This window comes from Rhizobium sp. AG855, from assembly GCF_003610655.1.
Lineage (GTDB): Bacteria > Pseudomonadota > Alphaproteobacteria > Rhizobiales > Rhizobiaceae > Allorhizobium > Allorhizobium wuzhouense.
Window position 1 is genome coordinate 918,102 of sequence record NZ_RAQG01000003.1, and the last position, 22,528, is coordinate 940,629.

A 22,528-nucleotide genomic window follows, 5' to 3' on the forward strand; every position below is an offset into this window, starting at 1 on the left:
GCCTCAGAGGCCCATCAGCCGCTCGCTGTGGTCAAGCTTCAGCGGCGCATCTTCGCTTTCGATCTTGAAGCGCTGCCAGTCGAGTTGCCAGTTGCCTGCCTCGCCCTCGATGGAGAAAAGGTTGTAGCCAGCGGCAGGTTTCTTGGCGCCGGGGCCCTGGCTTGCCGAGGCGATGCCGACGACGGGGATGTGTTTTTCGCGGTCTGCCAGCCAGTAGAGCGTGTTGAGATGCGTGTGGCCGTGCAGCACGAGTTCGGCGCCACCGGTGCGAATGGCGGCGGCAAAGCGACGGATGCCGATCATGCGCTTATGCTGGGCGGCGGCCCCCCGGATCGGCGGGTGATGGATCATCACCACGCGAAACAGGCCTTCCTCGCCGGCGGCCTTCAACAGGCCTGCCGTCTCGCGGGCTTGTCTGCCGCTGAAATAGCCTTGCGCGGAGAAGGGCGGGGTGGCGATCGAGGTGGAACAGCCGATGATGGCGACTGGCCCCCGGCGGCGGATATAGGGAAAGAGCTTGTGGCTGTCCTGGAAGATCAGCGGATCGTCGTCGCCGCGCATGTAGTCATACCAGGCCTGGACCACGCGGTCATGGGCGCCCGGCACATAGGCGTCGTGATTGCCCGGAACGACCGAGGTATCGAGGGGCGTGCCGGCGAGCTTCAGCCATTCGGCGACGAGACGGATTTCGAGCTTCGAGGCAAGGTTGACGAGGTCGCCGGTGATGGCGAGGTGATCTGGGTTGGCTTCGCGAATGCTGGCGAGGACCATTTCCAGTGCATTGGGGAAAAGATGCTTGCGACGGTTGCGATGCCAGTTCACATAGCCCGTGATGCGCTTGGAGGCGAGTTCCCGGATCGTCAGGTTCGGCAATGGGCCGAGGTGGACATCGGATATATGCGCGAGCTTGAACATGGCGCTTCTCATAACGGCGCGGACAGGGAGGGGCAAGGGAAATGACACCAGCCGGGAACGGGGCGGACACGCCCAGTGATGAAAGGCTGGGATGGCCGAAGAGGTTCCTTGTCCGGCTGCTGCATGTCTATTTCGCCTTCAGCCGGGGCATGACGCTTGGCGTCAGGGCCGCCTGTTTCGATGCCGAGGGCCGGGTTTTTCTCGTGCGCCACACCTATGTGCCGGGCTGGCATTTGCCGGGTGGTGGCGTGGAGCGCGGCGAGACGGGGTTTGCAGCACTCGCCAAGGAATTGCGCGAAGAGGGCAATCTGGAGATGACCGGTGCCCCCAGACTCTTCCAGGTCTATTTCAACGGCCGGATCAGCGGGCGCGATCATGTCCTGCTCTACCGGGTCGATGTGGTGCAGACGGCGCCGCGTGGCGCCGATCGGGAGATTGCAGACTGCGGGTTCTTCGATCCGGCGTCGCTGCCCGATGGCACGACCGAGGCGACGCGTCGCCGCCTCGCCGAACTCAGCGGCGCAGCGGCGATGTCGCATCACTGGTAAGGGTCAGGCCCCGAGCCCTTCGCGGCCGTGCGGGACCATCAGGTCGAGTTCCGGTCCCACCGGCACGACGCCGGTCGGATTGATCATGGTGTGGCTTCGGTAATAGTGATGCTTGATGTGGCGCATCACGACGGTCTCGGCGACGCCTTCCGTCTGATAGAGGTCGCGCAGATAGGCTGATAGCGCCGGATAATCGGCGATGCTGCGGATGTTGCATTTGAAGTGGCCGACATAGACGGGGTCGAAGCGGACAAGCGTGGTGAAGAGGCGCCAGTCGGCTTCGGTGACCCGGTTGCCGAAGAGATAGCGCTGGTTGGTCAGGCGTTCTTCCAGCCAGTCGAGCGTCTCGAACAGCGGATAGACGGCGCTTTCATAAGCTTCCTGGGTGGTGGCAAAGCCGGCCTTGTAGACGCCGTTGTTAACCGTGTCGTAGATGCGGGTGTTGATCGTGTCGATCTCGGCATGGAGATCTTGCGGATGCATGTCGAGCGTCGAGCCGGTCAGGTGATCGAAGGCCGCGTTGAACATGCGGATGATCTCGGACGATTCGTTCGAGACGATCGTGCCCTGCTGTTTGTCCCAGAGGACCGGCACGGTGACGCGGCCGGAGAAGGTCGGGTCGGCTTTCACGTAGACCTGCCAGAGGAAATCCGAGCCGAAGAGATGATCGCCTGTGGCGCCGTCGCGCTCGTGGAATTCCCAGCCATTCGACAGCATCAGGGGATCGACGACCGAGACGGAGATCAGGTCTTCGAGGCCTTTCAGGGCGCGGAAGATCAAGGTGCGGTGGGCCCAGGGACAGGCATAGGAGACATAGAGATGGTAGCGGCCGGCCTCGGCCTTGAAGCCGCCCTTGCCGGAGGGACCCGGCGTGCCGTCTACTGTGACCCAGTTGCGGAAGCTCGAATCCGCCCGCTTGAAATGGCCCGAGGTCGATTTCGTATCGTACCAGACGTCCTGCCAGACGCCGTCTACCAGCCTGCCCATGGCATGCTCCCTTTTTCCGTTTCTCACTTGCCGGGGAAGATACGTCACCCCGTCGCGATTGCGAGGGGCGATGCGATGAACAGTGCGTTTTCCGTTGGACGCGCGGAAATTTTGCTGCTATCGGGAAAAAACTGACAAAGAAAGCCTCAGATGACCCTTTCACGGAACCCACGACGACGCTGATGCTCATGAACGCCGCAAGGCGCGTGAACCCATATTGCTGTCTGTCTGCTGGTTTCGGTCATCCATGAAAAACTTTGGGCTTATCTACCTCACCGAGGATGCGTCGCACGACGCTGTCATCGACCTCATCAACGAAGAAGCGTTTGGTCCCGGCCGGCATACGCGTGCGGCTGCCCGCATTCGCGAGCAGGGGCCGCATGACCGGTCGCTCTCCTTCATCTGTGCCGACAATGGCGAGACGATTGCCTCTGTGCGCATGACGCCTGTGATGGCCGGGGCTGTGAAGGGGCATCTGCTGGGGCCGCTCGCCGTCAGGCCCTCGCACAAGAACCGGGGCATTGGCCGGGAACTGGTGCGGATCGCCATCGAGGCGGCCCGGCGCAAGGGCTCGGAAGGCGTGATCCTGATCGGCGACCCGCCGTATTACATGCCGCTCGGCTTCGATAAGGTGGCGTATAAGGCGCTCGACTTCCCCGGTCCCGTCGATCCGAACCGTGTGCTGGTGGTGCCGCTGGCTGACGACCTGCATGACCGGCTAAAGGGCGTCATTGCCTGGCGGGATTGCAAGGCGGTTGAGGTGGATGTCCCGGCGATAGACGATATCGCGCCCAACAAGGCCTATGCTTCGGCCTAACAGTTTAACTAAGGGCCTTGCCCGAAGTGCTTGATCAATCAGAACATATCGGGACCCTTTTTGATGTCCTCAATGCGGCTGAATAAGCTGTATTCTGCCCGTTCATCGGAGCGGCGGGCGGCCGGGTTGATCGTGCCGATATAGGCTCTGAGGCAATCGCGAGCTTCACATCCTGACCGCACAGGCGCTCGGGGACGAGGGGGCCACATAAAACCAGTCGCGACCGGTATAGCCGAGGATGCCACCATCCATGCTGCCTCCATCCGCTGGGATCGGGATGCGGATCTGTTTCCGGTCGGTCAGACGCAGCTGGGGGGGCGTTGTGGGCCGTCATGCCGCCGCGGATGGCATCATGGGCGGTTTCGGGCAGGGTGTTGGTGAGCCTGAGGGGGGCATCACGCAGATCTGGCGTGCCGCAGCCACGATGTCGTGGGGCAGGTTCCCGATGTTCGCTGCAAAATGGTTTCACGGTTGTAGTGGCGTGTATTCGACGCCGCAGTCTTTCCGCGCCGAGGTCGGCTGCAGCACTCCTTATCCGTTCTGTCGTCCGGGCAGGATCGCATCGGCGATGATGTCGAACAGGTGCCCGGACCGTGGCACCAGGGGAGGCTGTTCCGCGAGCCAGGCGAGAGCGCTGATCAGGGCGAAGAGGTCGTCGCCGTCCATGTCCGTGCGCGCCATGCCCTTGGACTGGGCGTGGACGAGAAGGCGCGTGCCGCCCGCGCGCAAGGCGACGCATGAGGTGTGCAGCGCCGAGTTCTCGTCGGAGATGGCGTTCACCATCGGGGCAATGACGCCGCTGTAGTCGCGGGTTGCAGCCACCGTCTCCTTGACCCAGGCGAGCAGGGCGCCTGCGGCATCCTCTTCCTTCTCCAGCTCTGCCGCCCGCTCGCTCAGCGCATCAAAGGTCTGCCGGAGCAGGGCATCCAACAGGGCGTCACGCGTTGGAAAATGGCGGTGAAGCGTGCCGTCGCCGACGCCTGCCTTGCGCGCGATGTCGCGCAGCGAGGTCTCGGCGCCGCCACCGGTCAGAAGGCTGCGGGCGACGGACAGGATATGCTCATAGTTCTTTTTTGCGTCGGATCGCATGGCACGCCTTGACAAATGGAGCGGCGCTCCGTTTATTCGGGGCAGCGCTCCACTTAATGCGGGGCGGTGCTCCAAATCGGATAGCATGGCTGTCCGCAACAAGAAAGAGACTGTCATGAAGACCATGAAAGCCGTCCGCATTCACGCCTTCGGAGGCCCCGAGGTGCTGGTATATGAGGACGCCCCCATGCCCGTGATCAAGGCCGGCGAGGTGCTCGTTCGCGTCCATGCCATCGGCATCAATCCGCCCGACTGGTATCTCCGCGATGGCTACAAGTCCTTGCCGCCAGAATGGCAGCCGAAAGTCGACTTCCCGCTGATCCTCGGGACCGATATCTCCGGCACGATCGAGGCTCTGGGGGAGGGCGTCGACCGGTTTGCGGTCGGAGACGAGGTCTATGCCATGGTGCGCTTCTTCAGTGTCGGGGAAAGCCAGGCCTATGCGGAATATGTCTCCGTTCCGGCGTCAGAGCTTGCCCTGAAGCCGAAGGGGATCGACCATCCGGAGGCGGCGGCCGCGCCGATGTCGTTGCTGACGGCCTGGCAGTTCCTGGTGGATGTCGGCCATGAGGCACCGAACCCGCTGCAGTCAGATCGCCATCGGCCCGTCCCGCTGGAGGCCAGGTCCGTGTTGGTCAACGGGGCGGCCGGTGGCGTCGGTCATCTCGCGGTCCAGATTGCAAAACTGAAGGGTGCCCATGTGACGGCCGTGGCCTCGGGCCGGCACGAACAGTTGCTGCGTGACCTCGGCGCAGACGCCTTCATCGACTATACCCAGATGGCTCCTGAGACGGTCGCCCGGGATCTCGATCTGGTCCTGGACACGGTGGGTGGACCGACGACGGGTCGATTTCTGCCCTGTCTGAAACCTGGCGCTGCCCTGTTTCCGGTCTATCCGCTCGGCTTTTCCGGTGCCGATGAGGCAGCGAGGCTCGGCATCACGGTCTCCACCTTACAGGTGCGCTCCAGCGGTGCGCAGCTGGCTGAGATCGCGCCTCTGTTGAATGACGGATCGATCCGGGTGGTGATCGATAGCCAGTATCCGCTTGCTGCGGTTCGGGAAGCCCATGAGCGCGCCGCACGGGGGCATATCCAGGGCAAGATCGTCCTCACCGTTGAATGAGATATCCGCCGGCCATGGGGCTGCTCATAGCCCCGTGGCATTCTTCAGCAGAAACGAGAGCAAACATGATCATCATTCAAGGTGAGATCCAGATCGACCCGTCCGATGTGACGGCATTCGAACGTGACATCCGCACAATCAACCCGCTGATCCTTCCGGACAGTGGTTGTCTCTTCTATGTGGTCACGGCTGTGGATGCAGTAGGGGGACGCCTCGCGGTCTCGGAGCGGTGGAGAGACCAGGCGTCCCTGACGGCACATCTCCAGCGGACTGAGGTTATGTCTTTCATGACGGTTTGGGGTGGCAGAATGCGCGGCAACCTTTCGGTGTTCGATGCCCAGAACGAAAGGGCGCTGGGGGGCTGACTACCGCCGCTGGCGCCACCGGGGGATGTCGGCGGCAGCAGGATGCGAAGACCTGCAGAACCTGGAAGCAGCTGCCCCGTCAGCACTGAACGACTTCCAAATAGCCGTCGGATGCGAGCTGGATGAGTGTCCGGTCCCGTGTAACCAGCGGCATCTTTTTTACACGGCTTGTCGCGATCAGATAACAATCGCCTGGGTCTTTGTGGCCAGTGTCGACAACGACTGTCGCCGCTTCGCATGCAATCTTCTGATAGATCGGTGCTACGCGTGCACCGGTCGCAGTCGTTGCCAAAGAGAACCAGCGAGAGGGGGACTTGTTACCAAAGATGACGGGGTCTCTGTGGGCTGGCTTCATAGATGCGAGCGACAATTCCCAAGCGCTGATGGGAGATACAAAAAGTCGCTGTGATACTTGGCTTTCAGCAATCACGATCAGCGCTTCCTGCGACATCGAACTTGCTGCTGTGATCAACCAGTAGAGCGCATGTGTATCGAGAAGCGCTCCGGCCATCAAAGTTCTCTAGCGCGTTTTGTTTTTTGCCTGACCGCTACTGAGCGCCTGGGCTGCTATCGGTTTGGTCAGATCGAGCCCCTTCTGCAAGGGCAGATCCGATGGCTTCATTGAGTTCGCGCCGCGCAACTCAATGTAATGACCGGTGCGCGGATCGCGCAGCATCCATTTCCCCGTCGGTTCTTGCTTGAGATCGGCTTTGGTCATGGTGCCACCATAGCGTGAAATTCGGCACAATGCTAGACCGATCTCTCTCTACTACCGCCCCTCACGCCACCACATCGCAGACACTGCCAGCAGCAGAATCCCCAACCCCGCGAAACCCGCAAACAGCGGCAGCGTATTCACGCCCTTCAATACCGTTTCGTCAGTCAGCCGGATCAGCATGCGGCGGTCGTCGGCGACGCGGACTTCGCCGCGCACCGGCAGGATGTCGGGGATGCGGATCGATTGGTCGCCGTCGTCGAGGCGGGTGGTGAGGCCTTTCGATTCCGCGCTGATCGGGGCGAGCGTCTCGGTTGTCGAGACCATGGCGCGGAATTCGGGGGCGTCGACGGCGCCGACATGGACGAGGGTGGAGAAATCGCCATTGGCGACGGTGAAGAGGCCGGTTTCGGTCATGCGGCGTTCGCCGCGATAGAGGCCGGGCTGGATCCCCGAGAGATCAAGCGTGATGGTTTCGCCCGAGGGCGTGGTGATCGTCGCGGGGCCGGGGGCGTCGCCGATGGTCTGGCGGGTGACTTCGAGCGTGCGGCCTTGCGCGCGGGCGCGGAGAGCCTCTTCCTCGAGTTCCGGTTCCTTCATCAGCCAGTGGGCGATGCGGCGATAGAGCGAGACATGCGGGCCGCCGCCTTCGAAGCCGCGGGCCCAGAGCCAGCCCTGGTCGGAGAGCAGCATGGCGACGCGGCCCTGTTCGGCGCGGTTGAGGACCAGAAGTGGGCGGCCTTCGTCGGCCGTCATCACGGTTTCGCCAGCGGCGTCGCCGACATCGACGCTGCGGAACCAGCGGCCCCATTGCGGCGGTTCGACATTGGAGCCATCGAGGCCCCGGGTGACCGGGTGGCGTTTGCCCTGTTCGGAGAGGCGCGGATAGAAGCCCGCCTGGTGCACCTCACCGGTCGGGGCGGCCGGCAGGACGGATTCGAGCGGGGTCAGTGCGATCGAATCCTGGCTCGCATGTTCGGGGCCGGCGGCGATCAGGAGGGCGCCGCCGTTCTTCACATATTCGGCGATGTAGTCGTAATAGAGGATCGGCAGCACGCCGCGATGCTGGTAGCGGTCGAAGATGATCAGGTCGAAATCGTTGATCTTTTCGACGAAGAGTTCGCGGGTCGGGAAGGCGATCAGCGACAGTTCGTTGATCGGCGTGCCGTCCTGCTTTTCCGGCGGGCGCAGGATGGTGAAGTGGACGAGGTCGACGGAGGCGTCTGATTTCAGCAGGTTGCGCCAGGCGCGTTCGCCGGCATGGGGTTCGCCCGAGACGAGCAGCACGCGCAGGTTCTGGCGGATGCCTTCGATCAGGTGGATGGCGCGGTTGTTGACGTCGGTGACTTCGCCCGGCGTTCCGGCAACGGAAAATTCCAGCACGTTGTTGCCGCCGCGCGGGACCTTGAAGGCGTAGGAAGTTTCGGCTCCGGGCAGGGCCGAGACGGTGCCCAAATCCTCGCCATTCATCTTGACCGAGACATCGGCCGGCTGGTTTGACGGTTCGCCGTCGTCGAAGACGCGGAAGGTGAGCTCCTGTTCTTCATCGACGATGCCGAAGCGCGGCGCGCGCAGGATCTCGATGCGGCGGTCGAATTCGCCAGCCTTGCCGGTGATCAGCGCGTGGATGGGGGCCGAGAAGGGCAGCGGCTGGGTGTCCGGCGGCAGGTCGTGGACCTGGCCGTCGGTCACGAAGATGGCGCCGCCGACACGGGCCGGCGGGACATCGGCGGTTGCGGTCTGCAGGGCTTCGAAGAGTTTGGTCGAGGGCGCGTCGCTGTCGCCGGGATCGGTGACTTCGACGATGCGGGGTTCGAGATTGGGGAAACGGGCGAGGCGTTCACGCAGGCCCGCAAGGGCCTCATCCGTCTGGGCGGCGCGGCCGGCGATCTGCTGGCTCTGGCTGCGGTCAACGATGACGGGCACGACTGTCGTCAAGGGATCGCGCTCTTCCTGGAGGAGCAGCGGGTTGGCGAGGGCTGCGAGCACGGCAAGCGAGGCGGTGAAGCGGATGGCGGTGCCGCGCAGGCCGCGCAGGAAGCCGAGGGTTGCGAGAAGCGTGGCGAGCACGGCGAGAATGGCGATGGCGAGCCAGGGGATGAAGGGGGCGAATTCGAGCGTCATGTCACTGGCCCAACCGTTCGAGGAGAGCGGGGACATGCACCTGGTCGGCCTTGTAGTTGCCGGTCAGCATATACATCATGATGTTGACGCCGGAGCGGAAGGACATTTCGCGTTGCATCTCGTCGGCGGGGACGACGGGCAGCACGCTTGCGCCATTCGCATCGACCGCCCAGGCGCCGAGCAGATCGTTGCCGGTGATCATGATCGGGGTGACGCCGTCGCCGGATGAGGCGACGCCGCTGTTGCTCGATTGCGCTTCCTGGCGGGCCTCGACCCAGAGCGGGCTTCCCTCATAACGGCCGGGGAAACCCTGCAGCAGATAGAAGGAGCGGGTCAGCACATGGTCGGAGGGCACGGGTTCCAGCGGCGGGATGTCGATATTGGCGAGGATCGCCTGCAGGCGTTCACCATTGGCGGACGGACCGCTGTCATTGCCGAGCGTCGAAATCTGGTCGCGGGTGTCGAAGAGCACGGTGCCGCCGGCGCGCATATAGGCGTCGATGCGGCTGATGGCGGCGGCTGATGGCATGGGGGCCGTGGCCGAGATCGGCCAGAAGATGATCGGGTAGAAGGACAGGTCGTCCTTGGTGATGTCGACGCCGACGGGCGGGGCGGGTTCCAGCGTCGTGCGATAGGTGAGGAAGTCGGTGAGGCCCTGCAGGCCTTGCTCGGACAGTCTGTCGACGTCCTGTTCGCCGGTCACGACATAGGCGAGATGGGTGTTGTCGAGGCGCTCCAGGATCTGCTCGTCGCCGGGTTTGGCATCCGAGGCGAAGGTCTGGCCTGACGGCATGCCGGCGGCGAGGCCGAAGGCGAGCGCCATGACGGCGGCCGTTGCCGCGCGCTTCGGCAGGCGGGCGAAGGCGCCGCCCATGAAGAGCACGATCAGGCTGTCGAGCACGAGCAGCAGGAAGGCGGTCGAGAGCAAGCCGGGCTTCAGCGGGACGGCGGCGGTGCCGGCCATCGGCTCGCGGGCGATCACGAGGCCTGCGGGGCTGGCGAGGGGCCGGAGTTCTGCGCCTGATGGCAGGAGGTTCAGGGCGGCAAAGCCGTCTTCGGTGCCGTAAAGGCCGGGCGGGTTGTCGAAGGTGGCGGCTTGCGGCCGGTCGGGACCGAGCGAGAGCGGGCGGGCGGTGCGGGCCTCGGCGGTGAGTGCGCCGCGTTCGGTGAGCAGGCGGAAGGGCGGAAGCGCGGGCGCTGTCGACTGGGCGGTGTCTGTCTGGGCGGCACCGACGCGGGTCAGTTGTACGATGCGGCGGAGCATTTCGACGAAGGTGCCCGAGATTGGCAGATCCGACCAGGTGGCCTCGGCGCTGACATGGAAGAGTACGACGCGGCCGGCGCGTTTTTCCTGGACGGTGACGAGCGGCGTGCCGTCGGCCAAGCTCGCCCAGGTGCGGGCGGCAAGATCCGGGCTTGGTTCGGCGAGCACCTGGCGCTTGACGAGGATGCCTTGCGGCTTCGGCATGCCGGCAAAGGGGCCGAAGGTCGGGAAATCGGCGAGCGGCTGGGGTTCTGCCCAGGAGAGGGCGCCGCCAAGCGCGCGTTCGCCCTGACGCAGCATGACCGGCACCAGCGGATCATCGGCGGCGGCGGCGGCGAGACGCGGGCCGGCAAAGCGGATCAAGGTGCCACCGCGCTCGATCCAGGCCTGCAGGGGCGCATAGACATCGGCCGGCAGGCGGCCGACATCGGCGAGCACCAGGGCAGACGGGTTCTGCTTGAGGATTTCGGGGATGGCGACGGCGAGGTCGGTCTGGCCGGGCTTGACGACATCGGCATAGGGACCCAGCGCGCGCTCGATGTAGTAGAGCGGCGAGAGCAGCGGCTGGAAACCATCGCCGCTGTCACCGGAGACGAGGGCCACTTTGCGGCGGCGGAAGCCGTCATCGAGCAGGTATGTGGCGCCGGCGGAGGCGACGCCCGTGATCGACAGGCGGGCGAAATCATTGCGCAGCTCGAAGGGGGCGGCGATCTGGCCGGTGGCTTCCGTGGCTCCTGCGGCGAAATCGGCGGTGCCGGAGGCGATGACGCGGCCCTGGCGGTCCTGGGCCTCGACGATGACCTGGCGGGCTTTGGTGGCGTTGAGGCGGGAAAGGGTGACGCTCAACGCATCCGAGCCGTTGTTGGCGCCGGTGATGGCGATGGCGGTCGGGCCGTTGTTTTCGATCAGGCGGAATTCGGCGGGCGAGAGGGTGGCGAGATTGGCGAGGAAGGCGTCGTCGGGATCGCGGGCGATGCCATCGGCGATATAGGCGAGCGTGCCGGGGCGTTCGCTGGCGAAACTGGTGCGCAGCGCCTCGAGGGTGCGGGTGCGGTCGGGGCGCAGCGGGTGCGGGGATGCGGCGGCGAGCTTTTCGAGGGCGACGGCGGGTGTGCCGGGCGTGGCATCCTGCGCCTGATCGGCGGTGAAGAGGATGGCGACGGGCAGGCTGCGGTCGGCGGCGTCACCGATCAGTGTGGTTGCGGTTTCGACGCGGCGATCCCAGTCGCCGACGGTGGCCCAGCTGTTGTCGACGACCAGCAGCAGAGGGCCATCGCCCGAGAGTGTGGCATTGCGCGGGTTGAGCACGGGATCGGCGAGCGCGAAGATGACGATGGCGGCCATCAGCATGCGCAGCAGCGTCAGCCACCAGGGGCTTTTCGACGGAGTTTCCTCGCGCTTCAAGACGCCGGCAAGGATGCGCAGCGGCGGGAAGACCTCGTATTTCGGGCGCGGCGGGGTGAGCTTCAGCAGCCACCAGATCAGCGGCAATGCGAGCAATGCGCCGAGGATGGCGGGGGCGCCGAAGGCGAGTGGAAGTCCCATCATAGCCCTGCACTCCGGCTGACGGCCGGTGTCATGCCCGAGAGGTGCATATGGACGGCGACGAGGGCTTCGGAGGCGAGGCGGTCGGTGCGGTGATGGGTAAAACTCCAGCCCATGCGGCGGAGCTGGTCGGACAGGCTGTCGCGGCGGGCGAGATAGGCACGGCGGTAGTCGTCGCGCAGCGTCTCGGCGCGGCCGGAGGTGAGTTTTTCGCCGGTTTCGGGATCGGTGAATTCGGTCCGCCCGGTATAGGGGAAGGTTTCCTCGGCGGGATCGGCAATCTCGACGACATGGCCGCGCAGCCCGCGTCTGGCGAGCGGCGTGATGCGGTCCATGACGCGGTCGGCATCGTCGAGGAAGTCGCCGATCAAGACGATATCGCTGGCACCCCGGATCATGCGGGTGTCGGGAAGGCCTGAGGTCAGCGGCGCATGCATGATGGCGGCGGCGAGGCGTTCGGCGGCGTTTCGGGCGGAGACGGGTTCCATGATGCCGGGGCAGCCGATGCGTTCGCCCGAGCGGGCAAGGATTTCGGCAAGCGCCAGCATCAGGACGAGCGCACGGCTTTCCTTGGAAACGCTTGCCAGCGTCGACTTGTACATCATGGAAGGTGACATGTCGGCCCAGAGCCAGACCGTGTGGGCAGCCTCCCATTCGCGGTCGCGGATATACATGTGGTCGTCGCGGGCCGAGCGGCGCCAGTCGATGCGGGCGAAACTCTCGCCATCGGCATAGGGGCGAAACTGCCAGAAGTTTTCGCCGATGCCGCGTTTGCGGCGACCATGCCAGCCGGCAATCACGGTGTTGGCGATGCGCTTGGCTTCAACCATGCAGTCGGGCACGAGCACGGCGCGCTGGCGGGCGCGCTGCAGCACTTCGCTTCCGGGGGTCTGTTCGACGATCTGGCCGATCGATGCCACGCGGTGGGAGCCTTCCTCAGCTGCGCAGGTTGGAAACGAGGCCTGCAATGACGTCGCGCACGGTCATGCCTTCGGCGCGGGCGGCGAATGTGAGTGCCATGCGGTGTTCGAGCACGGGTTCTGCGAGCGCATGCACGTCGTCGATCGACGGTGCGAGGCGACCTTCATAAAGGGCACGGGCGCGGGCGCAGAGCATCAAGGCCTGGCCGGCGCGGGGACCTGGGCCCCAGGCGACGTTCTTGTCGGTGGCGGCATTGCCATGGCCGGGGCGGGCGGAGCGGACGAGCGAGAGGATGGCGTCGACCACCGTGTCTGAGACCGGCATCTGGCGGATCAGTTTCTGGATCTCGACGAGGCGCTCGCTTGTGATCACGGCATTGGCGCGGTTATCGCGCACACCTGTCGTCTCCAGCAGGATCTGCCGTTCGGCGGCGAGCTCCGGATAGAGCACGTCGACCTGCAGCAGGAAGCGGTCGAGCTGGGCTTCGGGCAGCGGATAGGTGCCCTCCTGCTCAAGCGGGTTCTGGGTCGCGAGCACGTGGAAGGGGGCAGGCAGCTGATAGGGCTGGCCGGCGATCGTGACGTGATATTCCTGCATCGACTGCAGAAGCGCCGACTGGGTGCGGGGGCTGGCGCGGTTGATTTCGTCGGCCATCAGGAGCTGGGCAAAGACGGGTCCCTTGACGAAGCGGAAGGAGCGGCGGCCGGTTTCGTCCTGGTCCATGACTTCGGTGCCGAGGATGTCCGACGGCATCAGGTCTGGGGTGAACTGGATGCGGTTGGCATCGAGGCCGAGTACCGTGCCGAGCGTGGTGACCAGCTTGGTCTTGGCGAGGCCGGGCACACCGACGAGCAGTGCATGGCCGCCGGAGAGGATGGCGAGCAGGGTGTTTTCGACGACCTTTTCCTGGCCGAAGATCACTTTCGCCACTTCGGCGCGGATGGCGGCGATATCGGCGAGCGCCTTTTCGGCTTGCTCAACGATTGCCTTCTCATCCAATGCGACATCCGGATTCGGCATCATGCCCATGGTCTGCTCCAAATTGATGTGGCCGGGTTCGGCGAATCGAACAGGCGCGCGAGGTGCATCCTATCAAACTAACTTATTGGCGACATGCCGGCTGACAAGCGCGCCTCGAATGACTATCTCGTGACTGTGATGGCAGAGAGACAAAACCGGGACGCAAACATGGCAGACGACACCCTGAAGGCGACCACGGATGCGGCGGACCTTGCCGCCCTGATTTCCCGTGCGGCAGCGCAGACAGAGGGCGGAAAGCCCGGACTTCCGCCCGTCGAGCGCTGGGAACCGCCATTCTGTGGCGATCTCGACATGGAAATCCGTGCTGACGGCACCTGGTTCTACATGGGCACGCCGATCGGCCGGGCGCCTCTGGTGCGGCTGTTTTCGACGGTCTTGCGCAAGGACGAGGACGGCAAAACCTATCTCGTAACACCTGTGGAAAAGGTCGGGATCCGGGTCGAGGACGCGCCTTTCGTCGCCGTGGAGATGAGTGTCAGCGAGCGCGACGGGCAAACGGTGCTGACGTTTCGGACCAATGTCGGCGATGTGGTGGAGGCTGGGCCGGAGCATGGCTTGCGCTTTTCCATCGTCGGCGAGAACCATGAGCTGAAGCCCTACCTGCATGTGCGGGGGCGGCTGGAGGCGCTGGTGTCGCGGGCGGTGATGTATGATCTGGTCGAACGCGGTGACGTGCGCGAGGTGGAGGGTGAGGCGATGTTCTGCATTGTCTCCGGTGGTGCCGTCTTTCCCGTGATGCCCGCCGACGAACTGGAACGCCTGTCCCGATGAGCGAGGCCGTGTTTACCGCTGAGGATTTTCGCCGGAGGGCGCTGGAGCAGGTGGCGCCGCTCGACCAGGCCTGGCGCGAGCATGGCGATCATGTGCTCAATCGCGACAGCATTCTCGAGATCGAGCAGTTGAACTTGCGGGATGCAGCGGTGTTGGTTGCAGTGATCGACGATGCCGACGAGGCGCGGGTGATCCTGACGAAGCGCACCGACAAGCTGCGCAAACATGCCGGCCAGATCGCCTTTCCGGGCGGCGGGATCGACGAGGCGGATCTGTCGCCGGAAGAAGCCGCGCTGCGCGAGGCGGAGGAAGAGATCGGACTTGACCGGCGTTTCGTCGAGACGGTCGGGCGGTTGCCGCAATATCTGGCAGGAACCGGGTTTCGCATCCAGCCGGTGCTGGCGGTGGTGCAGCCGGGTTTTGTCATCACGCCCAATCCGGACGAGGTGGAAAGCGTGTTCGAGGTGCCTCTTTCCTTTCTGATGAACCCCGACAACCATCGCCAGGACAGCCGCGTCTGGCAAGGCGCGGTGCGACATTTCTACGTCATGCCCTATCGCGAACGGCACATCTGGGGCATTACAGCCGGGATCATCCGGACACTTTACGAAAGGCTCTATGCATGACCAATCTGTCCGATCAGGCCTGGTTCCAGGCGCCCGGCCTCACGCGTCTGATGACGCTGTTGAACGGCGGCGGAGCGGAAACGCGGGTGGTCGGCGGTGCGGTGCGCAACAGCCTCCTGGGGCTTGCCGTCGGCGATATCGATCTCGCCACAACGCTGTTGCCGGCAGAGGTGATCGGGCGGGCGGCGGCCAAGCAGATCAAGGCGGTGCCCACCGGCATCGAGCATGGCACGGTGACGCTTGTCGTCGATGGCCAGGGCTATGAGGTCACGACGCTTCGTCGGGACGTGGCGACCGATGGGCGTCATGCCGAAGTCGCCTTCGGTGCCGGCTGGCAGGAAGATGCCGAGCGGCGGGATCTGACCATCAATGCGCTTTATGTCGGTCTCGACGGCGAGGTGGTCGATCTGGTCGGTGGACTTGGCGATATCGAAACGCGCACGGTCCGTTTCATTGGCGATGCCGAGCAGCGGATTGCCGAAGATTATCTACGGGTTCTGCGCTTCTTCCGCTTCTTTGCCCATTATGGTCGGGGGCGTCCGGATGTGGCCGGCCTGAAGGCCTGCGCGCGGGCGCGGACACAGCTGCACACCCTGTCGGCCGAACGAGTGTGGAGCGAGATGAAGAAACTGCTCGCAGCACCCGATCCGGGCCGGGCGCTTTTGTGGATGCGGCAGTCCGGCGTTCTCACCGAAGTGCTGCCGGAAACGGAAAAATGGGGCATCGATGCGATCCCCGGTCTGATCGCGACCGAACAGGCGCTGGGCTGGGCACCCGATGCGCTGCTCAGGCTCTCGGCGATCACGCCGAAGGATCCGGCGCGTCTGGTCGGGCTTGCCGAGCGGCTGAAGCTCTCCAATGCAGAGGCGATCGCGCTTGACCGTTTCGCGCGGGCGCCGAAGCCGCAGGAAACGGTGACCGACGTTGCCTTCGACCGCGACCTTTATCGCTACGGCAAGGAGGGGATCGTCGGTGTGCTGAAACTGGAGCTTGCCTCTGTGCGCGGCCAGGCGGAGGGCGGCGATGCCAAGGCCATGGCGCGCAGCGCGCGGCTGTCTTCACTGCTGAAGCGCGCCGAGTGTTTCGAGCGGCCCGTGCTGCCGGTCAAAGGAAGCGATGTTCTGGCCGCAGGCATTCCCGCCGGGCCGAAGATCGGGCAGATCCTCGGCACGCTGGAAGAAGGCTGGATCGCGTCGAACTTCACGCTCGACCGGGAGCGGCTTCTGGCGCGGATCGCCGATCTCGCCGCGAAATAGAGCGGCGTTTTAGACAGTGTCCCCCGTCTGGGGCTGCTGTCGTCCGGTTTGGACCGACTGGCGGTCGCGGATGCGGCTCTTGATGTTCTCGACCATGGCGGGCCGAATGATCTCCTCGCCATGGGTTGTGCGCAGGTGTTCGACCGCGCGCCGCACCACTTCCGCCTCCTCCTCGGCACGGGTATGCCAGTCGCAGCCGGGCACCAGAGTTCCACATTCGAACGTTTTCATGATGGGTTCCTCCTTCGTTGCACGATGAAGGCCGAACGTCGGGGCAGAGAAATTGTTCGGTCAGGGGTCTCACAACACGATGTCTGCATAAGGACGCTGGATAGTGGTGGCGCCGTGCTCTCCTTGACTTTTACGGTATTTGGGACCATCTTTTGTCTGTCGTCACAGATCGGCTTCGCTGGGCTTTGCCCCGGAAATGGTGGCGATACCCTCGATTGAATGATCGAGCACTTGCTTAGGGCTGTGGGGCTTCGGCCTTGGTTGCGCCGGGTTTTACGAGAGCTGGAATGGCGTCGCTATTCCAGCTTTTCGCGTCTTAGGCCCAAGATCTCTTCAATGGCCTTTCCAAAGGGCGGTCGCCATTGGCCGGCTACAAGTTTGTCGCGGGGGTAGGCGCTTTCGACGGAAAGACGCACCTGATGGACGCCGCCCAGGCCGACGCGGTTGCTTCGTTCCAGCTTGAAGAAAACAAAGTATTTCTCGCCGCGCTTCAGACCCTCGAGCCCAACCTGGAATATCTTGAAGTTGTGTCGGCCGGACACCCTTTGAACCTGAAGGTTCGGACGCGCGACAAGTGTTTCGATTATGTCAGGAAGATGGACGGACAGGGCGTGTCGCTCGACGTTGAATACGCGAAATACGTTGCGCTCTCGTGTGCTCCAGACACCGGATGCGGGAGCGGTTTCTGACAGTGTCGTGTAGCAATGATTTGCATACCGGATCTCGACTTCCGCTTCCAACAAAGAGCCGTTTTCACCAGTCCATGCTCCCAGTCGCAGCAGGCGGGCTGAAAGGTGAGAAATGTCATAGTCGACTGCGCAGTGGGTTATCTTCAAGACGGCACCTCACCGGATCGGATCTGCTCCTTTGCCGACGATCAGCCTAGCTCGAAATCTCTCTATCACCTATGGTTGCGTCTTTATTCCGCGCGCTCTTATGCGGCCTTGCTCGCCTATCGACGCCAAAAAAAGCGCCCGCAGGGGGCTGCGGGCGAGGGTGGATGCGCGGTGGATCTGGAATGGTTCAGTCGGGTCTGGCCCAGGCGTTGAAAACGGACTGGGTGGCCGCCAGCTTGCCGCGATGGGCACCGGTCTCGATGGCGTTGGCGGCGGCATGGTCGGTGAGATCTGCCCCTGCCAGGCCCAGTCTCACCTGTTCGACGAAATAGGAATGCGGCAGGTCGACATCACTCGACGCACGCAGCTTTTCCGCCAGTCGATCGATCAGTTCGGGCGCCTCGATCGCGCGGTCTGCTGGTTCACTCACACGGGGACTGGTCACTACGACGGACGGGTTCATGGCAACTCTCCTCCTCCACATTGCGTGAGGCTGCAGCATGGGCAAGCGTTTCGGCGAACGCAATGAAAACCGTCAAGGATTTCCGCGGTTTTCGATAACCGTCGGGAATCCTAGACCATTCTTTTTCGTGAGTTCACGTGAGCGTGCAGATGTCAGCGGTAACGCCCGGCGTCAGGGGTAGCGGACCACCGGAGGGAGCGAAGACAGGATTGATTCGACGTTGCCGCCGGTCTTCAGACCGAAGATCGTGCCGCGGTCGTAGAGCAGGTTGAACTCGACGTAACGGCCTCTTCGGACCAGCTGTTCGTCGCGATCCTGCTCCGTCCAGGGATTGTTGAAATTGCTCCGGACGATCTTCGGATAGACGAGGTTGAAGGCGCGGCCGACATCCTGGACGAAGGCGAAATTGGCATCCCATCCACCCTTGTCCGGCTGTGGATACAGCCAGTCGAAGAAGATGCCGCCGATGCCGCGCGGCTCGTTGCGATGGGGCAGGAAGAAGTATTCGTCGCACCACTGCTTGTAGGCTGCATAATCGGCGACATCAGGATGCCGCTGGCAGGTGATCTCCATGGAGCGGTGGAAGAGGCGGGTATCGGCATCATCCTGGGTGCGACGGCGGTCGAGCACGGGGGTGAGGTCGGCGCCGCCGCCAAACCACTGGCTGGTGGTGACCACCATGCGGGTGTTCATGTGAACGGTCGGGACATTGGGATTGACCGGGTGGGCGATCAGCGAAATGCCGGAGGCCCAGAAGCGCGGATCCTCGTCTGCGCCGGGCATCTGCTTGCGGAATTCGGGGGAGAATTCGCCGTGCACAGTGGAGGTGTGGACGCCGACCTTCTCGAAGACGCGGCCTTCCATCATCGACATGCGGCCACCGCCGCCCTTGCCGTCTTCGCGGAGCCAATCCTTGGCGGTGAAGCGGCCCGGCTCGCGGTCCGACAGGGGCCCTTCCAACTCGTCTTCCAAGGTCTCGAAGGAGGCGCAGATCGTGTCCCGCAGGCTTTCGAACCAGCTGCGGGCGGTCAGCTTCTTGCCCTCAATGTCGTCGGGCAGTTCCTTTGGCAGATCCGGTCGCTGCATGCGCTCCCCCTTTTCAGTCTTTCCGTCCGAGATATCAGGTCGACGCCGTCCCTGCCATATGCGGCATCGGGTGTTCCCGGAAAATCGACTCGCCTTGTGATTTTGTCTGGATTAATCTTGGACCATGCGAGGGATTTCATGATGAAGAGACCCAGCCCGCCTGATTTCAACGGCCTCAAGAAGCGGATTGCGGACCACCGGGCGATCACCTCGGGGCGGGCCAGCAGCCAATTCGTGCGCGAAACCTACTGCCTGACCCGAGAAGAAGCCCGGGCCAAGGCGCGCGAATGGTTCGATGCCTTTCCCAAGGCGGCCTACTGGACCGAGGTCGAAAGCTGGCGGCAGCTCGAGGGTGACCAGATCGAGTTCACCATGCGGCGGCTGCCGAGTGCCGACTGACGCTGTTTTCGCGGCGGAACCGGGCGGACGCGGAATATCCGTCGCTCTTTATCTGCATTCTCTAAACTTCGAACAATCCGGGTAAGCGAAAGACAAAATCTTGATGGCATCGTGCGCATCAGACGGCCGGAATGATCCCGGCCCTGGTTCGACATGAAATGCGACACAAGGTTTTCCCATGACAGCAGTCGGGTCCAATCTGACTTCGGCCCTCTCGGTTTCGATGCTCGATGCTTCGCGCGCGGCGCTGGAGCGCACGCGGCAATCTTCAGCCGCGCCCGAGGCACGCTCGCCGGCGCGGGAGAATACCGCCTATTGGTCGATCCCGACGACGCTCAGTGCTTCGAGCCTTTCGCTCGGCAGTGTCCAGGAGGCCAATGGCGTGGCGGCCGCCGTCACCGACACTGCGGCGGCAGGCCTCGAGGAGGCCACGGACATCGTCTCGCGGATCCAGCAAAAACTGATTCAGGCCAAGGCGCTCGGTGCGAACCGGCCGGCAATCGATGCCGAGATCGGTACGATGAAGGGAAAGCTGGCCGAACTCGTGGATGACAGCAGCTTCAACGGCCAGAACTGGCTCAAGCTCGAGGCCGGCCAGCGGCCGAAGGTTGCCTCGCTGATCGCCTCTTTGACCAGCGGTGAGCGTGGCGAGCTGTCGATCAACATGATCGACGTGGACACCGCCCAGGCCACGCTCGTATCGAAGGAAAATGCCGACGACGGTATCCTGACACGGTCCTATGCAGGCATCAGCATGGGCGGTGTGCCCTACGACTATTATCTCATGGATGTGCAGTCCGCCGTCCCGAACGGTGCCCGTTCGCGCGAGATCCGGGTCGATGCGTCAACAAACTCGGACGAACTCGATGGCATGATCTCGGCGCTCAACCGGGCGCTGATCGACATGGTGGGTGCCAGTGCCGAGGTGGGTGCCGCGCGCAGCCAGATCTCGGGGGAGGGCGATTTTCTCGAAGGGCTGGCCGGGGCGAGCGATCTCAGCAGCGAGAGCCGGGTGCGTGCCGATCTCGACGAGGCGGATGCGCGCCGAGCCGCAGAACAGGCGCGGACAGAGCTTCAGGGATCGGCCCTCAACATCGCCAATGCCTCGATGGGAGGCTGGTTGAAGATCTACCTGTAACTGCGAGTCGGCGCCGGCTTTTTCTCCCCGGCGCCGTTCCCGCTCAGCGTCGTGCGCGAGGTTTCCGCAGACCGGTCTTCGCAGACATTTTTCGTGCCGCACCCGCTGCCGGGTGGTCCGGTTTGGTGGCGTCTGGTTCCGGCTCGGATGGTTCCGGGGCGGTCGTGGCCACTGCGGCGGTTTCCGGCTCCAGCTTGGCCATCGCCAGCGCGGAAGGCGGATCGACCGGATCAAGGACGGGGGCCGGATCCGGTTCTGCGGCGACTTCGACGGCCGGTTCGGCCGGCTCCGCCACGGCAGGGGGTGCTTCCACAATGGCAGCGGCCGGTTCCTTAACGGGTGTGGCAGGTGTCTCCACCATCTCGGCTGCCATGGGTTCGATTGCCCCTGCCGGTTCCGCGATGACCGGCGGCATGGCGTCCACGATGTCTGCGGCGACCGTCTCTATAGGCTCAGGCTCAGGTGCGGGCGCTTGCGCTGCGGGGCCTGCCAGCACTTCGGTCAGTATTTTCGTGACCTTGATGGCGCCGGGCAGATCCGTGTTGGTCGAATGGCCGCAGAAGGGCACGCGGATATCCGTCGCGATTTTCGGGCGCGAGTTCAGCTCGCCGAACCAGTCGAGTTCCCCGACCACGTCGGTGATTTCGGCGAAGGCGTCGGGCATCTTGATGCGGCCGCCGAAGGTGACGATGCGGGCGGTGTTGGCGAGGATCTCCAGCCGGGCCGGGTCACTGCCCTTGAGGGCGTGCAGCGCATCGGCGATCACCCGGTTCCCACGGGAATGGCCTGCGATCAGGCTGAAGGAAAAGGTCGGATCGGCAAGCAGGCTCGCCACCGTATCGGCATCGAGGCCTCGGCTCGTCTTGCCGTCGGCTTCCGCTTCGCGCTTGCCATAGGCGCCAAGCTTGGGACGGCCGACCATGTCATCAATGGATTCGAGATTGCTTCTGATATGGCCGAGCCAACCGAAGAGGAAGGCGCCGCCGATGGCTTCGTTGACGATGTCGCCGAGGCCGTAGCCGGAGACGACGGCAGCCACCGGCTCGCCGATCGCATTGGCGACATTGCGGGCAAAGGCGGCGGCGCCGATGGCGGAACCGCCCATTCCGGCGACGGCCAATGCATGGACCTTTTCGCCGCCCCGCAGACGGTATTCCTCGACGCTGTCGCAAAGGGTCAGCATGGGGCCGCCCGAGGGCGGAACGATCATGATCAGGCCTTCGGAGGCAAGGCTGTCGCTGATGTAGAAGGTTTCGTCCGCCATCAGCGCCTTGACGTCATAATAGAGGGCATCGACGCCGGTGTTGCGCAGGCGCCAGGGCTCCAGCGCGGCATTGCGGGCGGTGCGGTGGCGGACTCGCTCCGGCAGGCTGAGGGATCTTGCAAACTGGGTCAGTCCGAGGGCGAATGCTGTTTCAAACATGTCCAACTCCCGTGTTTTGCTGCGCTGCAACATATCGCGGATCGGATGATTTAGCAAATACCGGTATAATCCACGGATGTCGGGCGTCGCGTGACAGCGAGGATAGACGGTCCGGAGACGACGCGCCTTGACGGATGCCTGTTTCCGATCCGCTTTCAGAAGGTGGCGTTGGTCTGGCGCAGGGCCTCACCCGCAATCATGGCGGCGGACATGGCGACATTGATCGAGCGCTGACCTTCGACCATGGGGATGATGACGCGGGCGTCGGCCATGTCGTGCACATGGTCGGGTACGCCGGCGCTTTCGCGGCCGAAGAGCAGGATGTCATCAGGTTTGTATTCGAAACGTGCATAGGGGACGGCGGCGCGGGTGGAGGCAAGCACCAGGCGGCGGCCTTCCTGGCGACGCCAGGCGTCGAAGCGGTCCCAGTTGACGTGGCGAACCATGACGGCGCTGGCGAGATAATCCATGCCTGCCCGCTTCAGGTTCTTGTCCGACAGCACGAAGCCGGCCGGCTCGATGATATCCACCGTCAGCGACAGGCAGGCGGCGAGCCGGAGGATGGTGCCGGTATTGCCGGGAATGTCGGGCTGATAGAGGGCGATACGCAGGTGGGTCATGCCGGGTTTCTTACGGCAGCCGTTGCCCGCACTCAAGCGGCTCGTCCCCGGTGGCGATGCCGGGATCTGAGCTGCGCGCTGTGGTGCCGGTGCAACAGTTGCGACAGAATGTCTCGGCACGCATCGGCATGGCTGGAAATTGCGACAGGGCAGGGATAGAAGGGTGGCCTGTTCAACACGCAAGCGGGAGGGCCTTCGATGGATCAATTCGGTATCATGCCTCTG

At 63.9% G+C, this 22,528-nt stretch carries 24 protein-coding genes; 10 read left to right on the plus strand and 14 right to left on the minus strand.

What is annotated here, in order from left to right; translation table 11 throughout:
- Window positions 1–3: 3 nt before the first annotated feature.
- Window positions 4–915, minus strand: a complete 912-nt coding sequence (locus DFO46_RS04445) for a metallophosphoesterase (protein WP_120276472.1) — start codon at window positions 913–915, stop codon at window positions 4–6.
- Window positions 916–1,064: 149 nt separating this feature from the next.
- On the opposite strand from DFO46_RS04445, the gene DFO46_RS04450 reads away from it, so the two are divergent.
- Window positions 1,065–1,463: an NUDIX domain-containing protein gene (locus DFO46_RS04450; protein ID WP_245422598.1), complete on the plus strand. Its 399-nt coding sequence runs from the start codon at window positions 1,065–1,067 to the stop codon at window positions 1,461–1,463.
- 3 nt (window positions 1,464–1,466) lie between these two features.
- On the opposite strand, the gene DFO46_RS04455 is transcribed toward DFO46_RS04450, so the two are convergent.
- Complete coding sequence (locus tag DFO46_RS04455; protein WP_120276474.1) at window positions 1,467–2,450, minus strand: glutathione S-transferase family protein; 984 nt, start codon at window positions 2,448–2,450, stop codon at window positions 1,467–1,469.
- A 247-nt stretch (window positions 2,451–2,697) separates the two neighbouring features.
- Between DFO46_RS04455 and DFO46_RS04460 the strand changes: the two genes are divergently transcribed.
- Complete coding sequence (locus tag DFO46_RS04460; RefSeq protein WP_120276475.1) at window positions 2,698–3,267, plus strand: N-acetyltransferase; 570 nt, start codon at window positions 2,698–2,700, stop codon at window positions 3,265–3,267.
- A 531-nt stretch (window positions 3,268–3,798) separates the two neighbouring features.
- On the opposite strand, the gene DFO46_RS04465 is transcribed toward DFO46_RS04460, so the two are convergent.
- Window positions 3,799–4,356 (minus strand): TetR/AcrR family transcriptional regulator, encoded by a 558-nt coding sequence (locus DFO46_RS04465; protein WP_110790943.1) that lies wholly within the window; start codon window positions 4,354–4,356, stop codon window positions 3,799–3,801.
- Window positions 4,357–4,480: 124 nt separating this feature from the next.
- On the opposite strand from DFO46_RS04465, the gene DFO46_RS04470 reads away from it, so the two are divergent.
- A complete protein-coding gene (locus tag DFO46_RS04470; protein ID WP_120278137.1) occupies window positions 4,481–5,479 on the plus strand; it encodes an NADP-dependent oxidoreductase in 999 nt (332 codons plus the stop codon).
- Window positions 5,480–5,544: 65 nt separating this feature from the next.
- The gene (locus DFO46_RS04475) at window positions 5,545–5,844 is read left to right on the plus strand and encodes an antibiotic biosynthesis monooxygenase (protein WP_183041838.1); all 300 of its coding nucleotides are present in this window, start codon (window positions 5,545–5,547) and stop codon (window positions 5,842–5,844) included.
- Between the two features lie 79 nt (window positions 5,845–5,923).
- Here the strand turns inward: DFO46_RS04475 and DFO46_RS04480 are convergent, their stop codons facing one another.
- Genes DFO46_RS04480 through DFO46_RS04505 form a run of 6 tightly spaced genes read right to left on the minus strand, consistent with a single transcriptional unit; the run spans window position 5,924 to window position 13,442 of the window.
- Entirely contained in the window at window positions 5,924–6,355 is a 432-nt protein-coding gene (locus DFO46_RS04480) for a type II toxin-antitoxin system VapC family toxin (protein ID WP_120276477.1), read from the minus strand.
- Window positions 6,356–6,364: 9 nt separating this feature from the next.
- Window positions 6,365–6,562 carry a hypothetical protein gene (locus DFO46_RS04485; protein WP_110790940.1) on the minus strand — a complete coding sequence of 66 codons (198 nt, stop codon included), beginning with the start codon at window positions 6,560–6,562 and terminating at the stop codon, window positions 6,365–6,367.
- A 51-nt stretch (window positions 6,563–6,613) separates the two neighbouring features.
- Entirely contained in the window at window positions 6,614–8,683 is a 2,070-nt protein-coding gene (locus DFO46_RS04490; protein WP_120276478.1) for a hypothetical protein, read from the minus strand.
- Window position 8,684: 1 nt separating this feature from the next.
- Complete coding sequence (locus DFO46_RS04495; protein ID WP_120276479.1) at window positions 8,685–11,495, minus strand: DUF4159 domain-containing protein; 2,811 nt, start codon at window positions 11,493–11,495, stop codon at window positions 8,685–8,687.
- Window positions 11,492–12,412 carry a DUF58 domain-containing protein gene (locus DFO46_RS04500; RefSeq protein ID WP_120276480.1) on the minus strand — a complete coding sequence of 307 codons (921 nt, stop codon included), beginning with the start codon at window positions 12,410–12,412 and terminating at the stop codon, window positions 11,492–11,494. Before DFO46_RS04500 ends, DFO46_RS04495 begins: the two co-directional genes overlap by 4 nt.
- Before the next feature lie 16 nt (window positions 12,413–12,428).
- On the minus strand, window positions 12,429–13,442 hold the full coding sequence (locus DFO46_RS04505; RefSeq protein ID WP_120276481.1) for a MoxR family ATPase: 1,014 nt from the start codon (window positions 13,440–13,442) through the stop codon (window positions 12,429–12,431).
- A 159-nt stretch (window positions 13,443–13,601) separates the two neighbouring features.
- Between DFO46_RS04505 and DFO46_RS04510 the strand changes: the two genes are divergently transcribed.
- The 3 genes from DFO46_RS04510 to DFO46_RS04520 are packed head-to-tail and all read left to right on the plus strand — an operon-like array spanning window position 13,602 to window position 16,107.
- On the plus strand, window positions 13,602–14,225 hold the full coding sequence (locus DFO46_RS04510; protein ID WP_120278138.1) for a DUF1285 domain-containing protein: 624 nt from the start codon (window positions 13,602–13,604) through the stop codon (window positions 14,223–14,225).
- Window positions 14,222–14,851: a CoA pyrophosphatase gene (locus DFO46_RS04515; RefSeq protein WP_120276482.1), complete on the plus strand. Its 630-nt coding sequence runs from the start codon at window positions 14,222–14,224 to the stop codon at window positions 14,849–14,851. The genes DFO46_RS04510 and DFO46_RS04515 overlap by 4 nt, the downstream gene beginning before the upstream one ends.
- Window positions 14,848–16,107, plus strand: a complete 1,260-nt coding sequence (locus DFO46_RS04520; RefSeq protein ID WP_120276483.1) for a CCA tRNA nucleotidyltransferase — start codon at window positions 14,848–14,850, stop codon at window positions 16,105–16,107. The genes DFO46_RS04515 and DFO46_RS04520 overlap by 4 nt, the downstream gene beginning before the upstream one ends.
- A gap of 9 nt (window positions 16,108–16,116) precedes the next feature.
- Here DFO46_RS04520 and DFO46_RS04525 read toward each other — a convergent pair whose 3' ends face one another.
- Window positions 16,117–16,338 (minus strand): DUF1059 domain-containing protein, encoded by a 222-nt coding sequence (locus DFO46_RS04525; RefSeq protein WP_120276484.1) that lies wholly within the window; start codon window positions 16,336–16,338, stop codon window positions 16,117–16,119.
- A gap of 362 nt (window positions 16,339–16,700) precedes the next feature.
- Between DFO46_RS04525 and DFO46_RS23735 the strand changes: the two genes are divergently transcribed.
- Complete coding sequence (locus DFO46_RS23735) at window positions 16,701–17,027, plus strand: hypothetical protein (RefSeq protein ID WP_147412737.1); 327 nt, start codon at window positions 16,701–16,703, stop codon at window positions 17,025–17,027.
- Window positions 17,028–17,361: 334 nt separating this feature from the next.
- On the opposite strand, the gene DFO46_RS04535 is transcribed toward DFO46_RS23735, so the two are convergent.
- Both DFO46_RS04535 and hemF read right to left on the minus strand, forming a co-directional pair.
- Window positions 17,362–17,637 (minus strand): hypothetical protein, encoded by a 276-nt coding sequence (locus DFO46_RS04535; RefSeq protein WP_110790932.1) that lies wholly within the window; start codon window positions 17,635–17,637, stop codon window positions 17,362–17,364.
- Window positions 17,638–17,808: 171 nt separating this feature from the next.
- Entirely contained in the window at window positions 17,809–18,723 is a 915-nt protein-coding gene (hemF, locus tag DFO46_RS04540) for an oxygen-dependent coproporphyrinogen oxidase (protein ID WP_110790931.1), read from the minus strand.
- A gap of 138 nt (window positions 18,724–18,861) precedes the next feature.
- On the opposite strand from hemF, the gene DFO46_RS04545 reads away from it, so the two are divergent.
- On the plus strand, window positions 18,862–19,122 hold the full coding sequence (locus tag DFO46_RS04545) for a hypothetical protein (RefSeq protein WP_110790930.1): 261 nt from the start codon (window positions 18,862–18,864) through the stop codon (window positions 19,120–19,122).
- A gap of 178 nt (window positions 19,123–19,300) precedes the next feature.
- Entirely contained in the window at window positions 19,301–20,260 is a 960-nt protein-coding gene (locus tag DFO46_RS04550; protein WP_120276486.1) for a flagellar hook associated protein, read from the plus strand.
- A 43-nt stretch (window positions 20,261–20,303) separates the two neighbouring features.
- Here DFO46_RS04550 and DFO46_RS04555 read toward each other — a convergent pair whose 3' ends face one another.
- Window positions 20,304–21,683 (minus strand): cell envelope biogenesis protein OmpA, encoded by a 1,380-nt coding sequence (locus tag DFO46_RS04555; RefSeq protein ID WP_183041839.1) that lies wholly within the window; start codon window positions 21,681–21,683, stop codon window positions 20,304–20,306.
- A gap of 155 nt (window positions 21,684–21,838) precedes the next feature.
- On the minus strand, window positions 21,839–22,303 hold the full coding sequence (locus DFO46_RS04560) for a tRNA (cytidine(34)-2'-O)-methyltransferase (RefSeq protein ID WP_120276487.1): 465 nt from the start codon (window positions 22,301–22,303) through the stop codon (window positions 21,839–21,841).
- Between the last annotated feature and the right edge of the window lie 225 nt (window positions 22,304–22,528).